A 19,638-nucleotide genomic window follows, 5' to 3' on the forward strand; every position below is an offset into this window, starting at 1 on the left:
ATGACCGCCTTCGATGCTTCTTTGCTGCAACTCGGCCACGAGACGATCTATCCGAAGAGCCCCGAGGAGGCCCGGCTCGACCGCGTACCGAACCCGCAGGCCGACACGCTCTATCTGGCCCGCTTCACGGTGCCGGAATTCACCTCGCTGTGTCCGGTCACCGGCCAGCCGGATTTCGCCCATCTGGTGATCGACTATGTGCCGAAGGACTGGCTGGTCGAATCGAAGAGCCTGAAGCTCTACATGACCAGCTTCCGCAACCACGGCGCCTTCCACGAGGATTGCACGGTGGCGATCGGCCGGCGTCTCGCTGACCTGCTCGATCCGCATTGGCTGCGCATCGGCGGCTATTGGTATCCGCGGGGCGGCATCCCGATCGACGTCTTCTGGCAGACCGGCGAGCCGCCCAAGGCGGTCTGGATCCCCGACCAGGGCGTCGCCTCCTATCGCGGGCGCGGCTGAGACGGAGAGCAACCGAGATAGAGGCGCGGCGCTGCGACCGGGCCGGCAGCGGGGGTGCCCGCCTCCCGGTCCCATTCCAGGTCCGCACGCCGACCCCGATCAGGCCTTGGCGCCGGCGGCGGTGATGTAGCGGCCCGCGCGCGACCGAAACAGGTCGAGCGCCTTGTCGGGAACACGGATCAGGAGCGTCACCGCCTCGGCGCCGTCCTTGCGAGCGAGCACCTCGGTCGAGCGGTGCAGCCAGGCGAGCAACTCGCCTTCGGTCGGCGGAACGCTGAGCCGGAAGCTGGAGCGGTCGCGGTTGAGCCGTTCCTCGATCAGGCCGAGCAACCGGTCGAGACCCTCACCGGTCGCCGCCGAGGCCGGCACGGTCACGAGCCCGTCCGTCTGGGCGCGCTGCCCGTCGGCGACCAGCTTGTCGCGGTAGTCCGGTTCGAGCAGATCGATCTTGTTCAGGACCTCGATCATGCGCTGCGGATCGCGCGGATCGACGCCGAGCTGCCGAAGCACGTCCTCGACGTCGCGCGCCTGGGCGAGGGTATCCTCATGGGCGATGTCGCGCACATGCAGGATCAGGTCGGCCTCGATCACCTCCTCCAGCGTCGCCCGGAAGGCGGCGACCAGGTGGGTCGGCAGATCGGATACGAAGCCGACCGTGTCGGAGAGGATCATCTCGCCGCCATGGGGCAGGCGGACCCGGCGCAAGGTCGGATCAAGGGTGGCGAAGAGCAGGTCCTTGGCGAAGACGCCGGCATCGGTCAGCCGATTGAACAGGGTCGACTTGCCGGCATTGGTGTAGCCGACCAGCGCGACGACCGGATGCGGCACCTTCTTGCGCGTCTTGCGATGCAGCGCGCGCGTGCGGGTGACGCCTTCCAGCTCCTTTTCGAGCTTGGCGATGCGCTCGGTGATGACGCGCCGGTCGGCCTCGATCTGGGTTTCGCCGGGGCCGCCGAGGAAGCCGAAGCCGCCGCGCTGGCGCTCCAGATGGGTCCAGGAACGCACCAGGCGACTCTTCTGGTAGTTCAGATGTGCCAGTTCGACCTGCAGCCGGCCCTCGCGCGTGCGGGCCCGCTCGCCGAAGATTTCCAGGATCAGGCCGGTGCGGTCGAGCACCTTGGCGTTCCAGGCCTTTTCCAGGTTGCGCTGCTGGATCGGCGAGAGCGGATGGTCGACGATCACCAAGCCGACGCCGTTGGCCTCGACCGAGGCCTTGATCTCATCGACCTTGCCCTGGCCGATCAGCGTCGCCGGGCGCGGCTGGGCGAGCCGCACGACCACGCTTTCGACCACGTCGAGGTCGATCGCCGCCGCCAGGCCGACGGCCTCCTCCCGGCGCGCCGCCACGGAGCGCTGAGGGCGCGGCGTCTCGCCGGTCTCGGACGGTTCGGCGCGTTCGCGGATGTCGGTGCGGACCGGGACGACCACGATCGCGCGCACGGCTTCGGCCAGCCGCGACTGCGCAGTCCGGCCCGCGCTGCGGCGGCCGGTCGATTCGATCGGGTCGGTATCGGAGATGTCGCTGTCGGAGGCGCTTCCGTCGGGCGGGACGGGGGCTTGGCCGGCCTGCGGCCCGATCCCCGTCCGGTTGGCGTCGTCGCCGGGGCTGCTACCGCTACCGCCGCCGGCGCGCTTGCGCGTCAATCGTTCACCCGTCCGCCGGCTTCGTCAGGTTCGAAAAGTTGCAGCGGCGCGCCCGGCATCACCGTCGAGATGGCGTGCTTGTAGACGAGCTGCGAATGCCCGTCCCGACGCAGGAGAACGCAGAAGTTGTCGAACCAGGTGACGACTCCCTGGAGCTTGACGCCATTCACCAAAAAGATCGTGACCGGTGTCTTGTTCTTGCGAACGTAATTGAGGAACGTATCCTGAAGGTTTTGTGCGCGGTCTGCCATTGTTGTTTCGACCTTATGTTATGATGATTGCTGGTCGTGATTTTTGTCGAACCACCGGCATCGCAGGCAAGGGAACGGTCAGGCGAACCAACGCGCCACGATGCGGTGCCATTATAACGGCAGCCCGGGGTCTTCGTCCAGAACATGCAAGGCTGCTTCCTCTTGCAGATTGACGGAGGCCAGCCATGCCGCGCCGACGGTCGGGACCGTCGGCCGGGTTGAACAGGTGCCGACGGACAGCCGCGCACGGTTTGGCACCCCGGGACCTGGGCGGTCCGGGGCGGCCGGGCTGCGGGCCGGCGACGCCGGCCTCGACAGGCGGACCGGACTATTTGCCGGGTGGCTGGCCGACATAGCTCGCCGGCGTGCAGGCGAGGCCGGCGCCCTTGGCGGCGATGCAATATTTGAGCGCCTCGGCCGGGGACGGGAACGGGCCGCCGACCAGCCGCACCTCGATCCCGTCGCCGGTCTCGCGCGCCTGGGCCAAGGGGTGGTAGCCCTTGGTCAGCTTCGGCAGGCGGGCGTCGATGTCGAGCCAGGCCTTGCGCAACTGGACCAGCGACCGGTACCCGCCGAGATCGACGCCGTAATCGCCGCGTCCGGGGGCGACCGTCGGGACGGTGCCGGTGGTCTCCGGCGCACGGCCGCCGGGATCGGGTGCCTGGTCCGACCGAACGCCGATCGTGATGGAGGGATTGGCGGTGATCCGCCCCGGCGCGGCGGATGCGGATGGCGCGGCGGGCGCCGGAAGAGCTGCCTGCGGGGCACCGCCCTGGCCCTGCGGGGCGGGCGGCAGGGCCGGCACCGGCGTCGGCGCGGCCGTCGAGGCGCCATTGCCGGACGCCGGCGGGCCACCGCTGGCGGGCAAGGTCGCGGCTGACGGGCCTGCCGGGAGCGACGGGCGGAACTCGCCCGGCTTGATGTCGCCGGGTCGAGGATCGACACGCGTCAGACCCGGGTCCGAGGCCGGATGGCGTCCCGGCGCCGGCGGCCTGGAAGGGTCGGGCCGGATGTCTGAGGTCGCCGGCGCCGCGGCGGCACCCTCCGGCGCCCTGGCGGCGTCGGGGACTGGCCGGCGGGCGACGGAGGTCAGGCCGGCGGTCAGAATGGTCGCCTGGTCCTCGAGCAGAGTGACGCGCTGGCTGAGGAGATCGAACTTCTGGTCGGCCCTGCCGACCAGACGGCGCAGATCGAGCACCTCCTGGCGCAGCATTTCGACTTCGCCGGCCAGCGCGATCGGGTCTCCGCCGCCGCCCGCACTCGGCCGCGTGCGACCATGGAACTGCGGGTTGACCGGTGTGCCGATCGTGCCGGTATTCTCGGGCCCGTCCTGGCGGCTGGCCGTGGCCGGGCGCTGCGGCGCATATTGCCAGGCGGCGAACCCCGTCAGCACGGCCATCACGGCCACGAAACCCCATGCGGCGAGCGTGAAGACGCTCGTCGCCGCATAGGCCCGCTCGGCCTCGATCTGCTTCAAAGGGTCCTGCAGCAGGGCCGCCACGGGCGCCGATCCTTCCCCGAATCTCTCCGGGCGAGGATATCACCAAGCCCGCAGGCCAAGTCAGCCGAAGACGAAGTCGATGATCAGCTTGATGTTCAGGGCGATGATCACCGCGGCGATCACCCCGGCGGACACCGACAGCCACCGGGGGGCGACCAGCGCACCCATCTTGGCCCGGTCGGCGGTGAACAGGACCAGTGGCACGACCGCGAAGGGAAGCTGCAGGCTGAGGATCACCTGACTGAGGATCAGGAGCTTGCCCGTCCCGGCCTCGCCATAGGCGATCGTGACGCCGGCCGCCGGCAGAATGGCGAGCGACCGTGTGACCAGGCGGCGCAGCCATTGCGGCAGCTGGATGCGCAGGAAGCCTTCCATCACGATCTGGCCGGCCAGCGTTGCCGTGACCGTCGAGTTGAGGCCGCAGCAGAGGAGGGCGATGGCGAACAGCGTCGGTGCCATGCTGCTGCCGAGGAGCGGCGCCAGCAGCGAATGCGCGTCGCCGAGTTCGGCGACCTCGCTGCGGCCGGTGGCGTGGAAGGAGCCGGCGGCCAGGATCAGGATCGATGCATTGATGGTCAGTGCGAACATCAGCGCGACGGTGGAATCGATCGTGATGTAGCGCAGTGCCTGCCGCTTCTCGGCCAGGCCATCGCCGAACTTGCGCGTGCCAACGATGCCGGAATGAAGATAGAGATTGTGCGGCATCACGGTCGCACCGATGATGCCGAGCGCCAGATAGAGCATGTCCGGATCGGTCACGATGCGCGTCGTCGGCGCGAAGCCGCGAATGATGTCGCCGAGGTTGGGCTGCACCATGGCGATCTGTACCGCAAAGCAGGCCGCGATGATCCCCAGCAGGGCAATGATGAAGGCTTCCACCCAACGGAAGCCGAGCACCTGCAGATAGAGGATCAGGAACACGTCGAGCGCCGTCAGCACCACGCCGATCTCGAGCGGGATGCCGAACAGCAGATTGAGGCCGATCGCGGTGCCGATCACCTCGGCCAGGTCCGTGGCGCAGATGGCGAGTTCGGCGAGCAGCCAGAGCGGGCCGCTCAGCCAGCGCGGATAGGCGTCGCGGCAGGCCTGCGCAAGATCGCGTCCGGTGCCGACGGCGAGACGCGCGCAGAGGGACTGCAGCACGATGGCCATGATGTTGGAGAGAAGCGCCACCGTCAGCAGCGCATAGCCGAACTTCGATCCGCCGGCGATCGAGGTCGCCCAGTTGCCCGGATCCATGTAGCCGACGGCGACCAGATAGCCCGGTCCGACGAAGGCGACGGCCTTCCGGAGGTTCGAGCCCGTATTCGGGACCGCGATGGTGCCATGCACCTCGATCAGCGACGGCGTTCCGCGCTCTTCTCTCCAGGCCATGCTGTCTCTCTTTTCCGGATGTCGGCCTTCGCGGGGCGGCGAGGTTCGGCATGATGCGATGGAGGAAGAGGCTAATGCATTTGCAACTCATTCGCAATAAAAACTGTTGCGGCATTGGGGTGCCGCTTCGCAACGTCCGCAGGCAGTGGTGTCGCGATTGCCCTTCCGGCTTGGTGGACAGAGCGTCGCCGCCGTCTTTGTGACTGGCCTGCAACACCGTTTTTCAATGACTTGCCGGCTAGTGTCGACGCCTGCAAATGCCGCTATTCGGACACAAAGCGCCACGAGCGTGCCTGATGGAAATTCCGTATGGCGCGGGCGTTCTATCCGGTGGCCGAAGCCGGCCGAAGGCATTCCCCGCCGTCCATCCGGCTCGAAACGAGGCGGAAGCGACGGGGAGGCGGATCGGCGGCACGAGACGACCGGGGTGCGGCAGTCGGAAGACCGGTTGGCACGAGGCGTCGCAGAGCGGCCGTGCCGAGGGGGATCGGATGGGCGTGGATTCACCGCAGGCCGGCCGGGCGGGCGCCGGCATGGCGGGGTTGCGAAGCCGTCGCATCGTGGCCGAACGGGGTCAGCTCCGGTTTCGGACGATACCGGAATCCGAATCGATTCCGGGTCCTGGATTTCGACCGGCAGGCCGGGCGCCCGGCGCAATGCCGATGGACGCCGGAGTCGTGATTGAGTTGTCGGAAGTCGTCGGCGCCGTTGCGGGCGGGGCCGGCGGGTCCTGGACCGGCCTTCTTCATGGCGAATGCGTGGCCGGGACCGGCCGTACTCTTGCCGAAAACCTCGGTCATGGTCCGGCCAGTGAACTTAAGGACGTTGTTCGCCCCGCCGATCGGCCGCTCCCGCGATCGGGCGTCATGTCCGGCCTTGCAGGCATCCCTGCTTCGACGATCGCGGTCCTGGCGGCCGCGCGGAGAGGGTTCGCGTGCGATGCGGGCCGGAGATCACGCTTCGATGCGGCTGGACCGGCGGCGGTTTCGGACCGGTATCGCTCCGGCACGCCGGCCGACCGCCGGAATGCTGGCGGATGCGGCAGGATAGGACAGGTTGCCGGCATGGCCCATGGCCTGCCGGTGGTGGACGGGATAACGACCGCGGGACGCGGAATGGGGTCCGACGCAGGCCGAATTTCGGTTCGGACGGACGGTGCGGCGCGACATGGGGCGGCGACGTTTCCCGGCGGAAAGGGTGAAGCGATCTGTTATGCGGACGTGTGAGTTTCTTCGCATAGCGAGCCTGTCGGCGGTCGTTCTGGCCGGCGGCGTTCTCTCGCCTGTCTCGGGCGCGGCGGCGCTCGACCCGAGCACCACCGCGCGACCGCCGGAGACCTCGCCGGACGAAGCCTTCAACGCGGGGCGCCGGCTCTACTACCAGGGCAAGAAGGCGGCGGCGGTCTCGGAACTGCAGCGGGCCGGCGAGCGCGGCCATCCGGGCGCGCTCTACCTTCTCGGCCGCATCTATCGCAATGGCGAGGGCGTGCCGCCGAACGACCTGAAGGCGTTCCAGATCTTCAGCCAGATCGCCAACAGTCACGCCGAGGACATGCCGGGATCGCCGGCGGCGCCCTTCGTGGCCAGTGCCTTCGTGGCGCTCGGCTCCTACTACATGACTGGGATCGAGGATTCGTCGATCAAGCCGGATGTCGGCAAGGCGCGCGAGATCTTCACCTATGCGGCGTCGTTCTTCGGCGACGCCGACGCCCAATACAATCTCGGGCGTCTCTATCTCGACGCCGCCGGGCCGGATCGCGATCCGAAGCAGGCGGCCCGCTGGTTGAAGCTCGCCGCCCGCAAGGGGCATCCCGGCGCCATGGCCATGCTCGGCCAGATGCTGTTTTCCGGCGACATCGACATGCCGCGCCGTTCGGTGCAGGGGTTGATGTGGCTGACCATCGCCCGGGCGCGCGCCCAATCGGGAACCGACGAGTGGATCCGCGACGCCCAGGAGCAGGCCTTCTCGGTCGCCAGCGAACCGGAACGACGGCAGGCGGTGCAACTGGCGCAGGACTGGATCGCCAAGAACGGCAACTGAGACCCGGGGCGGGCGAGCCCAACGGGCCTGCTTCCGCCCCGCGAGCGGGGCCGGCTGCCGCAACGGCGATGCCGCCCGGCGCGGCGTCTGTCTTCGGTGGGCCGCCGCCTGCCAGACTGCGGCATCGCGCGAGGCCGGAACCTCGGTTGGCGAGCCTCGTCTATTGGCCGCGGCCGGCGCTGCTGGCGAAGCGCACGGCCTCCTCGGCGGCCCGGAACAGGGCCTTTGCCTTGTTGACGCATTCCTGGTTCTCGGAGGTCGGGACAGAATCGGCCACGATGCCGGCGCCGGCCTGGGCGTACATGACGCCGTCCTTGACCACCGCCGTGCGCAGACAGATGCAGGTATCCATCGCGCCGTCGGCCGAGAAGTAGCCGACGCAGCCGGCATAGAGCCCGCGCTTCTCCTTCTCCAATTCGTCGATGATCTCCATGGCACGGACCTTCGGGGCGCCGGAGACCGTGCCGGCCGGGAAGCCGGCGGCCAGCGCGTCGAGCACGTCGTTGGACGGATCGAGCCGACCGGTCACGTTCGAGACGATGTGCATGACGTGGCTATAATATTCCAAGAAGAAGCGGTCGGTGACCTTCACGGTGCCGATCTCCGCGACCCGGCCGACATCGTTGCGTCCGAGGTCGAGCAGCATCAGGTGCTCGCTGAGTTCCTTCGGATCGGCCAGCAGTTCCGCGCCGAGGGCCTTGTCCTCTTCGGGCGTCCGCCCGCGCGGTCGCGTGCCGGCGATCGGGCGGATGGTCACGTCACCGTCGCGCACGCGGACCAGGATCTCGGGCGACGACCCGGCAACCGCGAAGCTGCCGAAATCGAGGAAATACAGGAAGGGTGCCGGGTTGACGCGGCGCAGGGCCCGGTAGAGCGCGAAGGGCGGCAGCGCGAAGGGCGCGGAGAAGCGCTGCGACAGCACGACCTGGAAGATGTCGCCGGCGCGGATATAGTCCTTCGCCTTGGCGACCATGCCGAGATAGTCCGCCTCCGACGTGTTGGAGACCATCGGCACGTCGAGGGCCACGTCGCCAAGCTGATAGGCGGCCTTGTCGATCGGGCGGTCGAGCGTGTCGATCACGTCGGTCAGCCGTTCGACGGCGCGCGCATGTGCCTGCGGGGCAGAAAGACCCGCCTCCGGGCGGACCTGAGTCACGACGGTGATCTCGTCCTTGATCGCGTCGAACACCAGAATGGTGCGCGGGCGGACCAGGATCGCGTCGGGGATGCCGACGGGATCTGGATTCGGAGCGGCAAGGTCCTCCATCTGGCGGACCATGTCGTAGCCGAGATAGCCGAACATGCCGGCCGCCATCGGCGGCAATCCCTTCGGCAGCGGAAACTCGCTCTCGTGAATGAGCGCGCGCAGCGCATCGAGCGAGCAACCCGGCACCGGCTCGAAGGCGTCCCGGTCGCTGGCGAAGCGGCGGTTGACCGCGCCGGCCTCGCCGACCGCGCGGAAGACCAGATCCGGGTCGAGCCCGATCATCGAATACCGGCCCCGCACGGCGCCGCCTTCGACCGATTCGAGCAGGAAGCAATGGTCGCGCGCGCCGCAGAGCTTCAGATAGGCGGAGACCGGGGTTTCGAGATCGGCGACCAGCGTCGTCCAGACCACGGTCGGCCGACCGGCCGCATAGGCTTCGACGACGCGTTCCTCACCCGGTTCGATGCGCATGGAGCGGATCCGTCACTGGTTCGGGCTGTTGCCGACCAGGCGGGACAGCACTTGCTGGTTGACCGAGAAGCCGACATCGCTGCGCAGCTGGCGGATATATTGCTCCTGCAGCGAGTTCTGAATGTCGGTGGCGATCTGCTTGTCGAGCGCGCGGCTGGTGTCGGTGTCGCCGAAGAAGACCGCCTCGTTGACCTCCTTGACGCGGATCACGAAGCGGCTGCCGTCCTCGCCGAGGGCCGTCGTGGCGGTGCCCTCGGGACCCGAGAAGGCGGCCGACACGACGCCGGCACCAAGGCCTTCGGCAGGCTCGCCCCGCTTCAGCGCCGGCGAGGTCTTGACCTCCAGCCCCGCCGACGTCGCGACCTCTTCGATCGGCTCGCCCTTTTCGATTCGCGCGGTCAGTTCCACCGCTTTGGCGGCGAGCCGGGCGCGCAACTGGTCGGCCTTCCAGCGGGCCGTGGCCTCGGCGGTCACTTCGTCGAGAGGGCGGTCGCGCGCGGGCGTGATGGCGGTCACTTCAAACCAGACGAAGCCATTGGCGCCATGCGGGATGGTGTCGTTCTCGACGCCGACGTCGCTTTCGAACGCCGCCGGAATGAGCTTGGCCGCCTCGGGCAGCCCGGTCGGCGAGGATCCGTCCGGCGCGCGGCCGGTGCGGTCGAACTCGACGGTCATAGCCTTCAGATCGAAGCGCTTGGCGACCTCGTCGAGATGGGCGCCGCCGGCGCGGGCATCTTCGATTTGGTCGTGCCGGGACATGATCTCGTTGACGGCCCGCTCGCGTGCGACTTCGGCCTTGAGCTGATTCTTGACCTCCTCGAACGGCTTCTGGCCGGCCGGCTTGATCTCCATCAGACGCAGCATCACGGTCCGGAAGCGGCCCTTGACCACGCCGGTCACGTCGCCGTCCTTGGCCAACGCGAAGGCTGCATCGCCGACCGCCGGATCGAGGAAGCCGGCCTTGCTCAAGAGCCCCAGATCGGCATCCTCGGCCTTGATCGAGCGCTCGGCGAGCAGATCGTCGAAGCTCTTGCCGGACTTCAGAAGCGCGGACGCCGCCTCGGCCTCCTCCGGCTTGTCGAAGGCGATCTGCTGCACGCGCCGCTTCTCCGGATCGCCGAAGCGGCCGGGATTGCGCTGGTAGGCGGCCTTGGCGTCGTCGTCGGTCACGTCGCCGGGCCGGGCGATGGTCTCCGGGTCGATCGCAAGCGCCACGACCTTGCGGTATTCGGGCGCCCGGAACTGGACCTTGCGCTCCTCGAAATAGGTCTTCAGCACGTCCGGCGCCGGATCGGCGATGTCTCCGACGATGGCCGGAGTCAATTGCATATAGGAAACGACCCGCTCCTCGTTGCGGTAGGCATTGGCGGCCTCCAGCAGCATCTTCGGTGCCGGCATCGGGCCGGCGACGGCCTCGATCAACTGGCTGCGGATGGCGCTGTCGCGGGCGAGGGCGACATATTGATCTTCCGACCAGCCGTTGCTCTGCAGGATCTGGCTGAACCGGCCGCGCGAAAACTGGCCGCCGGCCTGGAAGGTCGGGTCGGCCTGGATCTGTCGCACGAGTTCAATGTCGGACACGCCGACGCCGAGCCGACGGGCGGTATCCAGAATCGCGGCGTCGGTCACCATCTGGCTGATCAGCAGCCCCGGCAGGCCGGCCCGGTTCGCCTCGTCACGGGTCATCGGCTTGCCGCGGCGCCGGCTGATCGTGTCGAGCTCGCGCCGATAGGCCTGGTCGAAGGCCGTGGTGGTCACCTTCTGACTGCCGACGGTGGCCACGGTATTGCCGCCGAAGCCGCGGAACACGTCCGAGACGCCCCAGAAAACGCCGAAGCTGACGATGAGAAGCGCAAGCAGAAGCTTGGCGATCCACGTGGAGGCGCCGCGGCGCATGGAGTCGAGCATGGACTGGGACCGGTTCCTGGTCTGACGAGCGGGGACCCCCGCGAGCGGCGCGGATCATAGGGAGACCGCCCGACAAGGGCAAGGCGCGCCGAACGTGCACGGATCCGCGGGGTACCGGGGCCTCGCGAGCGGGCTCGTGGAGGTCTTCGGTCCGGCCGGCACGCCTTTCGGCGGCCTTCCGACCGTCGGAGCGGTCTGGTAAGCCGGCGGCATCAGAAGACGCGTGGAGGAGATGGGCATGAAGCCGCTGGTCGCCGGGAACTGGAAGATGAACGGGCTCTCGGCCTCGCTGGCCGAGATCGACCGGATGGCCGCCGGCTTCGACGCCGCGCTGGCTGGACGGATCGACCTGATGGTCTGTCCACCCGCGACCCTCCTGGCGGCCCTGGCGGCACGCGCGGCGACGACCGGGATCGCGGTCGGCGGGCAGGACTGCCACCCTGCGGCCTCGGGCGCGCATACCGGCGATATCGCTGCGGAGATGATCGCCGATGCCGGCGGCACGGCCGTGATCGTCGGCCATTCCGAACGCCGCTCCGATCATGGCGAGTCCGACGCCGTCGTGAAGGCCAAGGCCGAGGCGGCCCTGCGCGCCGGCCTGACCGCCATCGTCTGCATCGGCGAGACGCGCGCCGAGCGCGAGGCCGGTCGCACGCTGGATGTGGTCGGCGGCCAGTTGGCCGGCTCGCTGCCGGACGGGGCCCATGCCGGCAATCTGGTGGTCGCCTACGAGCCGGTCTGGGCGATCGGCACGGGGCTGACGCCGACGCCGGCCGACGTGGCGGAGGTGCATGGCTTCCTGCGCGGCCGCCTCGTTGTCCTGCTCGGTGCGGAGGGCAGCAATGTCCGCATTCTTTACGGCGGCTCGGTCAAGCCGTCGAATGCGGCGGAGTTGATGGCCGTGCCGGACGTGAACGGCGCGCTGGTCGGCGGCGCCAGCCTGAAGGCGGCGGATTTCCTGGGAATCGCCGCCGCCTATCGGTGACGGCACCGAGGCGCCGGCGCATTGTTGTGCGCCGTCCGCGCTTGCCGCATCGCGCGGGTTGGCAACCGGCCGCGCGATCGTGTATGACGCATCCGAATTGCGCCGCCGCTGGCGGCTCCCTATCTGATGCCGAGCGGGATCGAACCACGGTCCGGCTCGGCATGCGTTCGTGCAATCACATCCCCTGGACGCCAGCGGCCCACGGGACTACCGGGACGATTCGATGGAAACCGTCATCATCGTCATTCATCTGATGATCGTGATCGCGCTGGTCGGCGCGGTTCTGATCCAGAAGTCGGAGGGCGGCGCGCTTGGCATCGGCGGCGGCGGCGGCTTCATGTCGTCGCGCGGCACCGCCAACGTGCTCACCCGTACGACGGGCTTCCTCGCGGCCGGCTTCTTCGCGACCTCGCTGCTTCTCGGCGTGCTGGCCTCCAGCCATCGCGGCGAGCGGCCCTCCTCGATCCTCGACAAGGCCCCGGCCGCAGCCGGCGCTCCGGCGACCCCGGGCACTCCGGCGGCTCCCGGCGCCACGCCCGCACCGGGCACCGGCCAGGGCGGCGTCCTCGATCAGCTGATGCAGCAGCAGCAGCGCGGCCCGGCAGCGCCCGCCAACCCGCAGTAGCGGGAAGGCGGCCTCGGGTCCGCGTACGGGATGCCGGCCGGTCGGCCGGCGTGCCGGACCGGGTCGCCGGCGCTGGGCAGGATGCTCGCGTGAGTGGCCTTCGGGCCCGCGCGGGCGCGGCGTTTTGGAATGCGACTCATCGTCGGATGGCGCAACCGGGCCCCGGAGGGCTGACCGGCGCCCTCCATGTTTTTATTTTGAACGTTGCGGCGCCTCTTCGCGAATCGGCCCGCACGTGGTTAGGTCGAGGCCCATGGCGCGGTACGTCTTCATCACCGGCGGCGTGGTTTCTTCCCTGGGCAAGGGCCTCGCTTCAGCGGCTCTCGGAGCCTGTCTCCAGGCGCGCGGCTACAAGGTCCGCCTGCGCAAGCTGGATCCCTATCTCAACGTCGATCCCGGCACGATGTCGCCCTACCAGCATGGCGAGTGTTTCGTGACCGACGACGGCGCCGAGACCGATCTCGATCTCGGCCACTACGAGCGGTTCACGGGGCGTCCCGCCAACCGCCAGGACAACATCACCACCGGCCGGATCTATCAGGACATTCTCGCCAAGGAGCGCCGCGGCGACTATCTCGGCGGCACCGTCCAGGTGATCCCGCATGTCACCGACGCGATCAAGGATTTCGTCGTCACCGGCAATGACGGCTACGATTTCGTCCTGGTCGAGATCGGCGGCACCGTCGGCGACATCGAGGGCCTGCCCTTCTTCGAGGCGATCCGTCAGCTCGGCAACGATCTGCCGCGCGGCCATGCCGTCTATATCCACCTGACGCTGATGCCCTATATCCCGAGCGCGGGCGAGCTGAAGACCAAGCCGACGCAGCATTCGGTCAAGGAACTGCGCTCGATCGGCATCCAGCCGGACATCCTGCTGGTCCGCGCCGATCGGGAGATCCCCGAGTCGGAGCGCAAGAAGCTCTCGCTGTTCTGCAACGTCCGCCCCTCCGCCGTGATCCAGGCGCTCGACGTTCCCTCCATCTACGACGTGCCAATCGCCTATCACCGCGAAGGGCTCGACGACGAGGTGTTGGCCGCCTTCGGGATCACCGGCGCGCCGAAGCCGAATCTGGAGCGCTGGCAGGACATCTCCCAGCGCATCCACAATCCGGAAGGCCGGGTCACCATCGCGGTGGTCGGCAAGTATACCGGCCTCAAGGATGCCTATAAGTCGCTGATCGAGGCGCTGACCCATGGCGGCATCGCCAACCGGGTCAAGGTCGACATCGACTGGATCGAATCGGAGATCTTCGAGAAGGAGGATCCGGCACCGTTCCTGGAGCATGTCCACGGCATCCTGGTGCCGGGCGGCTTCGGCAAGCGCGGCACCGAAGGCAAGATCGCGGCCGCCGGCTACGCCCGCCGGCGCGGCATCCCCTATTTCGGCATCTGCTTCGGCATGCAGATGGCGGTGATCGAGGCGGCGCGCAGCCTGGCCGGCGTCGAAGGCGCCAATTCCAGCGAATTCGGCCCCTGCGACGAGCCGGTCGTCGGCCTCCTGACCGAATGGGCGCGCGGCAACGAGCTGGAGCGGCGCGCCGAGGGCGGCGATCTTGGCGGCACCATGCGGCTCGGGGCCTATACGGCCAAGCTCGCGGCCGGTTCCAAGATCGCGGCCTGCTACGGCGCGACCGAAATCTCCGAACGCCATCGGCATCGCTACGAGGTCAACATCGCCTATCGCGACCGTCTGGAAGCGAACGGCATGCGCTTCGCCGGCATGTCGCCGGACGGCGTGCTGCCCGAGACGGTCGAACTGGTCGACCATCCCTGGTTCGTCGGTGTCCAGTATCATCCCGAACTGAAGAGCCGGCCCTTCGAGCCGCACCCGCTCTTCAAGGCCTTCGTCGCCGCCGCCAAGACGCAGAGCCGGCTGGTCTGAGAGACACCGCAGGGCCGGCCTGACCGGGCCGGCCTCGGCCCTCCACAGGCCTTGCGGGAACTTCTGAAAATGCAAAGGGCCGGAGGCGGTTTGCCGCCTCCGGCCCTTGTCGTCTTTCAAGGCCGGACGATCACTTCTCGCCCATGCCCTTCAGGATCGGGTTCCAGCGGGCGACTTCGCTTTCGACCAGCTTCTGCAGCGCGTCCGGCGTGCGGCCGGCCTTGTCGGGGATGACGCCGCCGAGTTCGAGCAGGCGCTTGCGGGTGTTCTCGTCGTCGAGCGCCTTGTCGAGCGCGGCGGCCAGCTTGGCGACGATCGGGGCCGGGGTGCCCTTCGGGGCGAAGACCGCGTTCCAGGCCGAGACCTGGTAGTCGGGCAGGCCGGCTTCCTTGGTGGTCGGCACGTTCGGCAGGGCCGGGGAGCGCTCCGGGGTGGCGATCGCATAGGCCTTGATGGTGCCGGCGGCGATCTGCGGGGCGACGTTGACGATCTGGTCGGCCATGTAGTCGACCGAATTGGCCATCAGGTCGTTCAGCGCCGGGCCGGTGCCGCGATAGGCGATCATGGCCGGCTTGATGCCGAGCTGGGCATTGAGCAGCACGCCGGTCGAATGAGAGACCGAACCGACGCCGGCATGGGCCATGTTGATCTTGGCCTCGTTGGCCTTCACATAGGCGATGAAGCCCTTCAGGTCCGGCGCCGGGAAGTCCTTCTTGGCGACGATCAGGATCGGCGTGCCGGCGGCCAGCCCGATCGGGGCGAAGTCCTTGGCCGGATCATATTTGAGGTTGGGATAGAGGGCCGGCGCGGCGCCGTGGGTGCCCATGTGGCCCATCATGATCGTGTAGCCGTCCGGGGCCGCCTGGGCGCCGCGCGTGATGCCGGTGGTGCCTCCAGCGCCGGCGACGTTCTCGACCACGACCTGCTGGCCGAGCGTCTTCGACATGTGGTCGCCGACGATGCGCGCCACCACGTCGGTGGGTCCGCCCGCGGCGAAGGGCACGATCATGGTGACCTGACGGACCGGATAGTTGTCCTGAGCCAGGGCTGCGGTGCCGAAGCCGACCACGGCGGCGACGGCGATAAGCAAGGATTTCATCGAGGTACCTCCCATTGTTGATTTGAAGCGCGAAGTCCCGGCCGTCACTCGGTGAAGACCTCGTCGCGTTCCCGGCGGATCGACGGGAGCAGGGCGACGGCGAGCGCCGCGAAGGCGATCACAAGCAGCACGGCACTGATCGGACGTTCGAGGAAGATCATCGGATCGCCGCGCGACAGCGACAACGCGCGACGGAGGTTTTCTTCCATCAGCTTGCCGAGCACGAAGCCGAGCAGCAGCGGCGCCGGTTCGAAGCCGACCTTGATGAAGCCGTAGCCGATCAGCCCGAACAGCGCGATCAGCATCACGTCGATCGGCTGCGAGCCGATCGAATAGATACCGATGCCGCAGAAGATCAGGATCGAGGGGAACAGCAGCCGGTAGGGCACCTTCAGCAGCCGGACCCACAGGCCGACCAGCGGAAGGTTGATGATCAGCAGCATCAGGTTGCCGACCCACATCGAGGCGATCATGCCCCAGAACAGGTTCGGGTTCTTGGTCATCACCTGCGGGCCGGGAATGATGCCCTTGATGGTCATGGCGCCGACCATCAGGGCCATCACGGCGTTGGGCGGGATGCCGAGCGTCAGGAGCGGGATGAACGAGGTCTGCGCGCCGGCATTGTTGGCACTTTCCGGGCCGGCGACGCCCTCGATGGCGCCGCGGCCGAAGCGGCTCGGGTCGCGCGCGATCTTCTTTTCGACCGCATAGGAGGCGAACGGGCCGAGCACCGCGCCGTTGCCGGGTAGAATACCGAGCACGGCGCCGAGAGCCGTGCCGCGCAGCACGGGATTGACGCAGTCCTTGAGGTCCTGGAGGCTCGGCAGCAGGCGGCCGATCGGCCGGCGGACCACGTCGCGCGACTCGCTCTCCTCCAGGCTGCGCAGGATCTCGGCGATGCCGAACAGGCCCATCGCCAGCACCGCGAAATCGATGCCCTCGGCCAGGAAGGCGAGGCCGAAGGTCATCCGCTCCTCGCCGGTCTCCAGGTCGTTGCCGATGGTCGAGAGCAGCACGCCGAGCACGATCATCGAGATCGCCTTCAAGATCGAGCCGCGGGCCAGCACGACCGCGAAGACGAGCCCCATGACCATCAGCGAGAAGTATTCGGGTGCGGTGAACAGCAGCGCGAGCCGGCTGAGCGGCGCGCCGAGCGCGGCGATCAGCAGGGTCGCGACCGTGCCGGCGAAGAAGGAGCCGATCGCCGCGACGCCGAGCGCGATGCCGGCCCGCCCGTTGCGGGCCATCATGTGGCCGTCGATGGCGGTGACGACCGAGGTCGCCTCGCCGGGGATGTTGACCAGGATGGCGGTGGTCGAGCCGCCATACTGGGCGCCGTAATAGATGCCGGCGAGCATGATCAGCGCGCCGACCGGGTCGATGTTGAAGGTGATCGGCAGCAGCATCGCGATCGTGGCGATCGGGCCGACGCCCGGCAGGACGCCGATCAGCGTGCCGACCAGGCAGCCGATGAAGCACAGCAGGATGTTCTGCAGCGTCAGGGCGACGCCGAAGCCGAGCGCCAGATTGGCGAGGAAATCAGACATGGGCCTTCTCCCGGCGAGCCGCGGCGAAGGCCGGGATGGCGGTCAGGGCGCCGAGCACCACATAGGCGCCGGCGATCGCGCGCAGGACGTCGTGATGCGACCAGCCGGCCGGGATGCGGTCCTGCAGGGCCTGCGGATAGACCGGGATGGCCAGATTGAGCAGGTCGCCGAACAGGATGATGCAGAAGGCGGTCAGGATGAGAGAGAGCGGGATCAGTTCGAGGAGGCGGGATTGCGGGCTCGCCTGCCCGCCGATCAGCATGGCGAGCGGCCCGGCGACCGCCAGGCCGAGGCCGGGCGTTACCACGAAACCGAGATCGAACGGCCGGATCGTCAGTCCGAACACGACCAGGCCGAGCGGAATCAGGATGGCCGGGCGCAGGTGCAGCCCTTCGACACGGGCATCCGGCTTCACGAACCCGAACACGACCAGAAGCAGGCCGCACAGCCCGAGCAGGGCCGCCAGCATCTTCGGCATCATGGCCGGCCCCATGGCCCGCATGGTGCCGGCGGAGAGCGGAGAGATCACCCACCAGGCGAAAACCGCCAATGCGATCAAAACGATGCCGCCGAGAATGCTCTGGTTCATTCCGCCGCGCCTGTCCGGCGCCGGACTCCCCTCGTGACCTGCCATCCCGGCCCTCCCATTGCTGCAGCGCGGAAGGTCCGGTCATTGCCGTCCCGAGACTTTCCGCACCGCGCCTCCCGGGCTCTTCATAGCAGACCTGAGGAGTAAGGAAACAGATAGCTCTCAGGGGCTTGCCGGGGCGACCGCCAGCGGAACCCGGATCGGCATGGCCGGATCGGAATCCTTGATGAGCGCTTCGACCGGAACATAGACGAGATCGTAGTCGCCCGTCTCGTCCGGTGCCTGCAGGCGGGCGGTTCGGGCGCGCGCTGCGAGCGTCGCCACCGGGGCATCCGACAGGCTGGTATAGCCGCGCCGCACGATCGCGATCCGGTCGCCTTCGGCTGCCGGCAGCGAGACGGCGAGATCGAGCCAGGTCCCGGGGCGCACATCGCGCGGCGGGGCGACGAAGTCGGGGCCGCCTGTGACCTCGATCACCCGTTCGGCAACCGGCAGGTCGGCCTGGCCGACATGGACCAGCCGCAACTGGCTGCGCCCCGGCGGCAGGCGCCACAGCGCCCGCGTCGGACCGGGTGTCGTCACCGTATCGGTCGGCCGGAAGCCGGGCCAGCCGGCGGGAACGAAGGGGCGGATCTCGAGCCGCAGTGCCGCCGGCACCTCGCTCGCCCAGCCGAGTTCGACCGGCTCGCGGAAGCGCGCCGACGCCGGCCCGATCACCCGGACGGCGGTCGGGGCAACCTCCAGGGTCGTCTCGGCCAGGGGGGCGTCGTCACCGTTGATCTCCAGCCTGAACCGTCCGCCGGAGAGCGGCGCGACGAAGTCGATCGTCTTGCCGGCATCGACGAAGCCGGAGGCGACGTTGCGGCGATCGCCCTCGGCCTCGCGCATCCCCCAGGTCGCCGGACGGGCGAAGCTGCCGGTGACCGGAAGCCTCAGAGAATCGCCCCCGCGAATCCGTTCGGGCAGATCGATCCGGGCGTCGCTCGGGCCGACCTCGACCACCCAACGCGCCACCCGCAGGATCGGCGCGCAGGACAGATAGGACGCGATATGGCGCCCGGGCCGGGCGCTTGCCTCCAGGCTGACCTCGCGTCGCGCACCGAGCGCTTCGGCCTTGCGGGGATCGCCGCCGCGCGCGCCGACGCGGGCCATCACGGCGAGGCCGTCGGGTGCCGCCGGGTTCGACCAGGCGAGCCGGATGCGGCTCGCGGCCGGGGGCATGGCCTCGACCGGGACGGGCTCGATCGCCGGCGCGATCCGGTCGAGCGGGATCGTCATCTCGGCCTGACCGCCCTCGACGACCGTGGCGGTCGCCTCGCCCCAGCGCATCGGCTGCGTCCCGAGCGCGACACGGAAACGATAGGCGCCGGCCGGCAGCGTCATCGCGGTGCCCGATGGGACCTGCTCCAGAAAACGATCGTCCGGATCGCGGATCGCCGCCACCTGCGCGGCCGCGGCCACCGCACCATCGCGCGGATCGAGGGCGCGGACCGTGATCGTGCCGCGCGGCGCGTTCAGGAGTTCGTCGCGCGAGAACAGGGCCGGGATGCCGTACCAGGGCATGAACACGGTCAGGAACAGGGCGCCGGTCGGGTTCGGCCCGCGCACCGGGCGGAAGCCGCCGGCCGGGCATTTCGGCGCGACGGGGGCGCCGAAAGCGGCCGGCACCGGGCCCGCGAAGGCCGCCGGGACCTCCGCCTCGTCGCTCCAGGCGGTCGGTGCCGCCTCCCAGCCCTTGAACAGGTCGCGCAGCACGAAGCTGGCGAAGGCCAGGAAGGCGAGGCCGGCCAGGGCGGCGAGCCCGAACAGCCAGGCGACGAGCTTCAATAGAAAGCGCATGGGCGGCAGCACTCCGGCGGACTCGGGATCGCTTCGGGCGGACGGCGGATGCAATCTGCCACAGCCGGGGCGCCCCTGTCCGATGCCGGCCGGGGCGTCGGGCGGCATGTCGATTGCTTTTTGGGGCGCCGGTCCGGCGGGGAGGGGCGGGACCGGGGAGCGCGATGCCGAGGCGGATCGCGATGCCTGTATGTCGATGGCCGGTGCGCGAATA

General features: G+C 68.9%; 15 protein-coding genes. 5 read left to right on the forward strand and 10 right to left on the reverse strand.

What is annotated here, in order from left to right; translation table 11 throughout:
- Positions 1 to 462: a preQ(1) synthase gene (queF, locus tag KL771_RS24370; RefSeq protein WP_261971108.1), complete on the forward strand. Its 462-nt coding sequence runs from the start codon at positions 1 to 3 to the stop codon at positions 460 to 462.
- 99 nt (positions 463 to 561) lie between these two features.
- On the opposite strand, the gene hflX is transcribed toward queF, so the two are convergent.
- From hflX to KL771_RS24390, 4 genes are all read right to left on the reverse strand, one after another.
- A complete protein-coding gene (gene hflX / locus KL771_RS24375) occupies positions 562 to 1,914 on the reverse strand; it encodes a GTPase HflX (protein ID WP_390867672.1) in 1,353 nt (450 codons plus the stop codon).
- A 188-nt stretch (positions 1,915 to 2,102) separates the two neighbouring features.
- The gene (hfq, locus tag KL771_RS24380; RefSeq protein ID WP_261971109.1) at positions 2,103 to 2,357 is read right to left on the reverse strand and encodes an RNA chaperone Hfq; all 255 of its coding nucleotides are present in this window, start codon (positions 2,355 to 2,357) and stop codon (positions 2,103 to 2,105) included.
- A gap of 328 nt (positions 2,358 to 2,685) precedes the next feature.
- Positions 2,686 to 3,858 carry a hypothetical protein gene (locus KL771_RS24385; protein ID WP_261971110.1) on the reverse strand — a complete coding sequence of 391 codons (1,173 nt, stop codon included), beginning with the start codon at positions 3,856 to 3,858 and terminating at the stop codon, positions 2,686 to 2,688.
- A 60-nt stretch (positions 3,859 to 3,918) separates the two neighbouring features.
- Positions 3,919 to 5,232 carry an Nramp family divalent metal transporter gene (locus tag KL771_RS24390; protein WP_261971111.1) on the reverse strand — a complete coding sequence of 438 codons (1,314 nt, stop codon included), beginning with the start codon at positions 5,230 to 5,232 and terminating at the stop codon, positions 3,919 to 3,921.
- 1,212 nt (positions 5,233 to 6,444) lie between these two features.
- Here KL771_RS24390 and KL771_RS24395 point away from each other — a divergent pair.
- Entirely contained in the window at positions 6,445 to 7,272 is an 828-nt protein-coding gene (locus KL771_RS24395; protein WP_054361291.1) for a tetratricopeptide repeat protein, read from the forward strand.
- Positions 7,273 to 7,432: 160 nt separating this feature from the next.
- Here KL771_RS24395 and trpE read toward each other — a convergent pair whose 3' ends face one another.
- Together trpE and KL771_RS24405 are read right to left on the reverse strand one after the other, a co-directional pair.
- Positions 7,433 to 8,950, reverse strand: a complete 1,518-nt coding sequence (trpE, locus tag KL771_RS24400) for an anthranilate synthase component I (protein ID WP_261971112.1) — start codon at positions 8,948 to 8,950, stop codon at positions 7,433 to 7,435.
- A 12-nt stretch (positions 8,951 to 8,962) separates the two neighbouring features.
- Complete coding sequence (locus tag KL771_RS24405) at positions 8,963 to 10,858, reverse strand: peptidylprolyl isomerase (RefSeq protein ID WP_261971113.1); 1,896 nt, start codon at positions 10,856 to 10,858, stop codon at positions 8,963 to 8,965.
- A 232-nt stretch (positions 10,859 to 11,090) separates the two neighbouring features.
- On the opposite strand from KL771_RS24405, the gene tpiA reads away from it, so the two are divergent.
- From tpiA to KL771_RS24420, 3 genes are all read left to right on the forward strand, one after another.
- The gene (gene tpiA / locus KL771_RS24410; protein WP_261971207.1) at positions 11,091 to 11,843 is read left to right on the forward strand and encodes a triose-phosphate isomerase; all 753 of its coding nucleotides are present in this window, start codon (positions 11,091 to 11,093) and stop codon (positions 11,841 to 11,843) included.
- Between the two features lie 223 nt (positions 11,844 to 12,066).
- The gene (gene secG, locus KL771_RS24415; RefSeq protein WP_261971114.1) at positions 12,067 to 12,468 is read left to right on the forward strand and encodes a preprotein translocase subunit SecG; all 402 of its coding nucleotides are present in this window, start codon (positions 12,067 to 12,069) and stop codon (positions 12,466 to 12,468) included.
- A gap of 253 nt (positions 12,469 to 12,721) precedes the next feature.
- Positions 12,722 to 14,350, forward strand: coding sequence for a CTP synthase (locus KL771_RS24420; RefSeq protein WP_261971115.1), 1,629 nt, complete (start codon positions 12,722 to 12,724; stop codon positions 14,348 to 14,350).
- Positions 14,351 to 14,480: 130 nt separating this feature from the next.
- Here KL771_RS24420 and KL771_RS24425 read toward each other — a convergent pair whose 3' ends face one another.
- The 4 genes from KL771_RS24425 to KL771_RS24440 all read right to left on the reverse strand — a co-directional run bounded on the left by KL771_RS24425 (position 14,481) and on the right by KL771_RS24440 (position 19,424).
- Positions 14,481 to 15,449 carry a tripartite tricarboxylate transporter substrate-binding protein gene (locus KL771_RS24425; protein ID WP_261971116.1) on the reverse strand — a complete coding sequence of 323 codons (969 nt, stop codon included), beginning with the start codon at positions 15,447 to 15,449 and terminating at the stop codon, positions 14,481 to 14,483.
- 44 nt (positions 15,450 to 15,493) lie between these two features.
- Positions 15,494 to 16,996 (reverse strand): tripartite tricarboxylate transporter permease, encoded by a 1,503-nt coding sequence (locus KL771_RS24430; RefSeq protein ID WP_261971117.1) that lies wholly within the window; start codon positions 16,994 to 16,996, stop codon positions 15,494 to 15,496.
- The gene (locus tag KL771_RS24435; RefSeq protein WP_261971118.1) at positions 16,989 to 17,585 is read right to left on the reverse strand and encodes a tripartite tricarboxylate transporter TctB family protein; all 597 of its coding nucleotides are present in this window, start codon (positions 17,583 to 17,585) and stop codon (positions 16,989 to 16,991) included. Before KL771_RS24435 ends, KL771_RS24430 begins: the two co-directional genes overlap by 8 nt.
- A 162-nt stretch (positions 17,586 to 17,747) precedes the next feature.
- Positions 17,748 to 19,424, reverse strand: coding sequence for a hypothetical protein (locus KL771_RS24440; protein ID WP_261971119.1), 1,677 nt, complete (start codon positions 19,422 to 19,424; stop codon positions 17,748 to 17,750).
- Positions 19,425 to 19,638 lie beyond the last annotated feature (214 nt).

The organism is Prosthecodimorpha staleyi, from assembly GCF_018729455.1.
GTDB classification, from domain to species: Bacteria; Pseudomonadota; Alphaproteobacteria; order Rhizobiales; family Ancalomicrobiaceae; genus Prosthecodimorpha; species Prosthecodimorpha staleyi.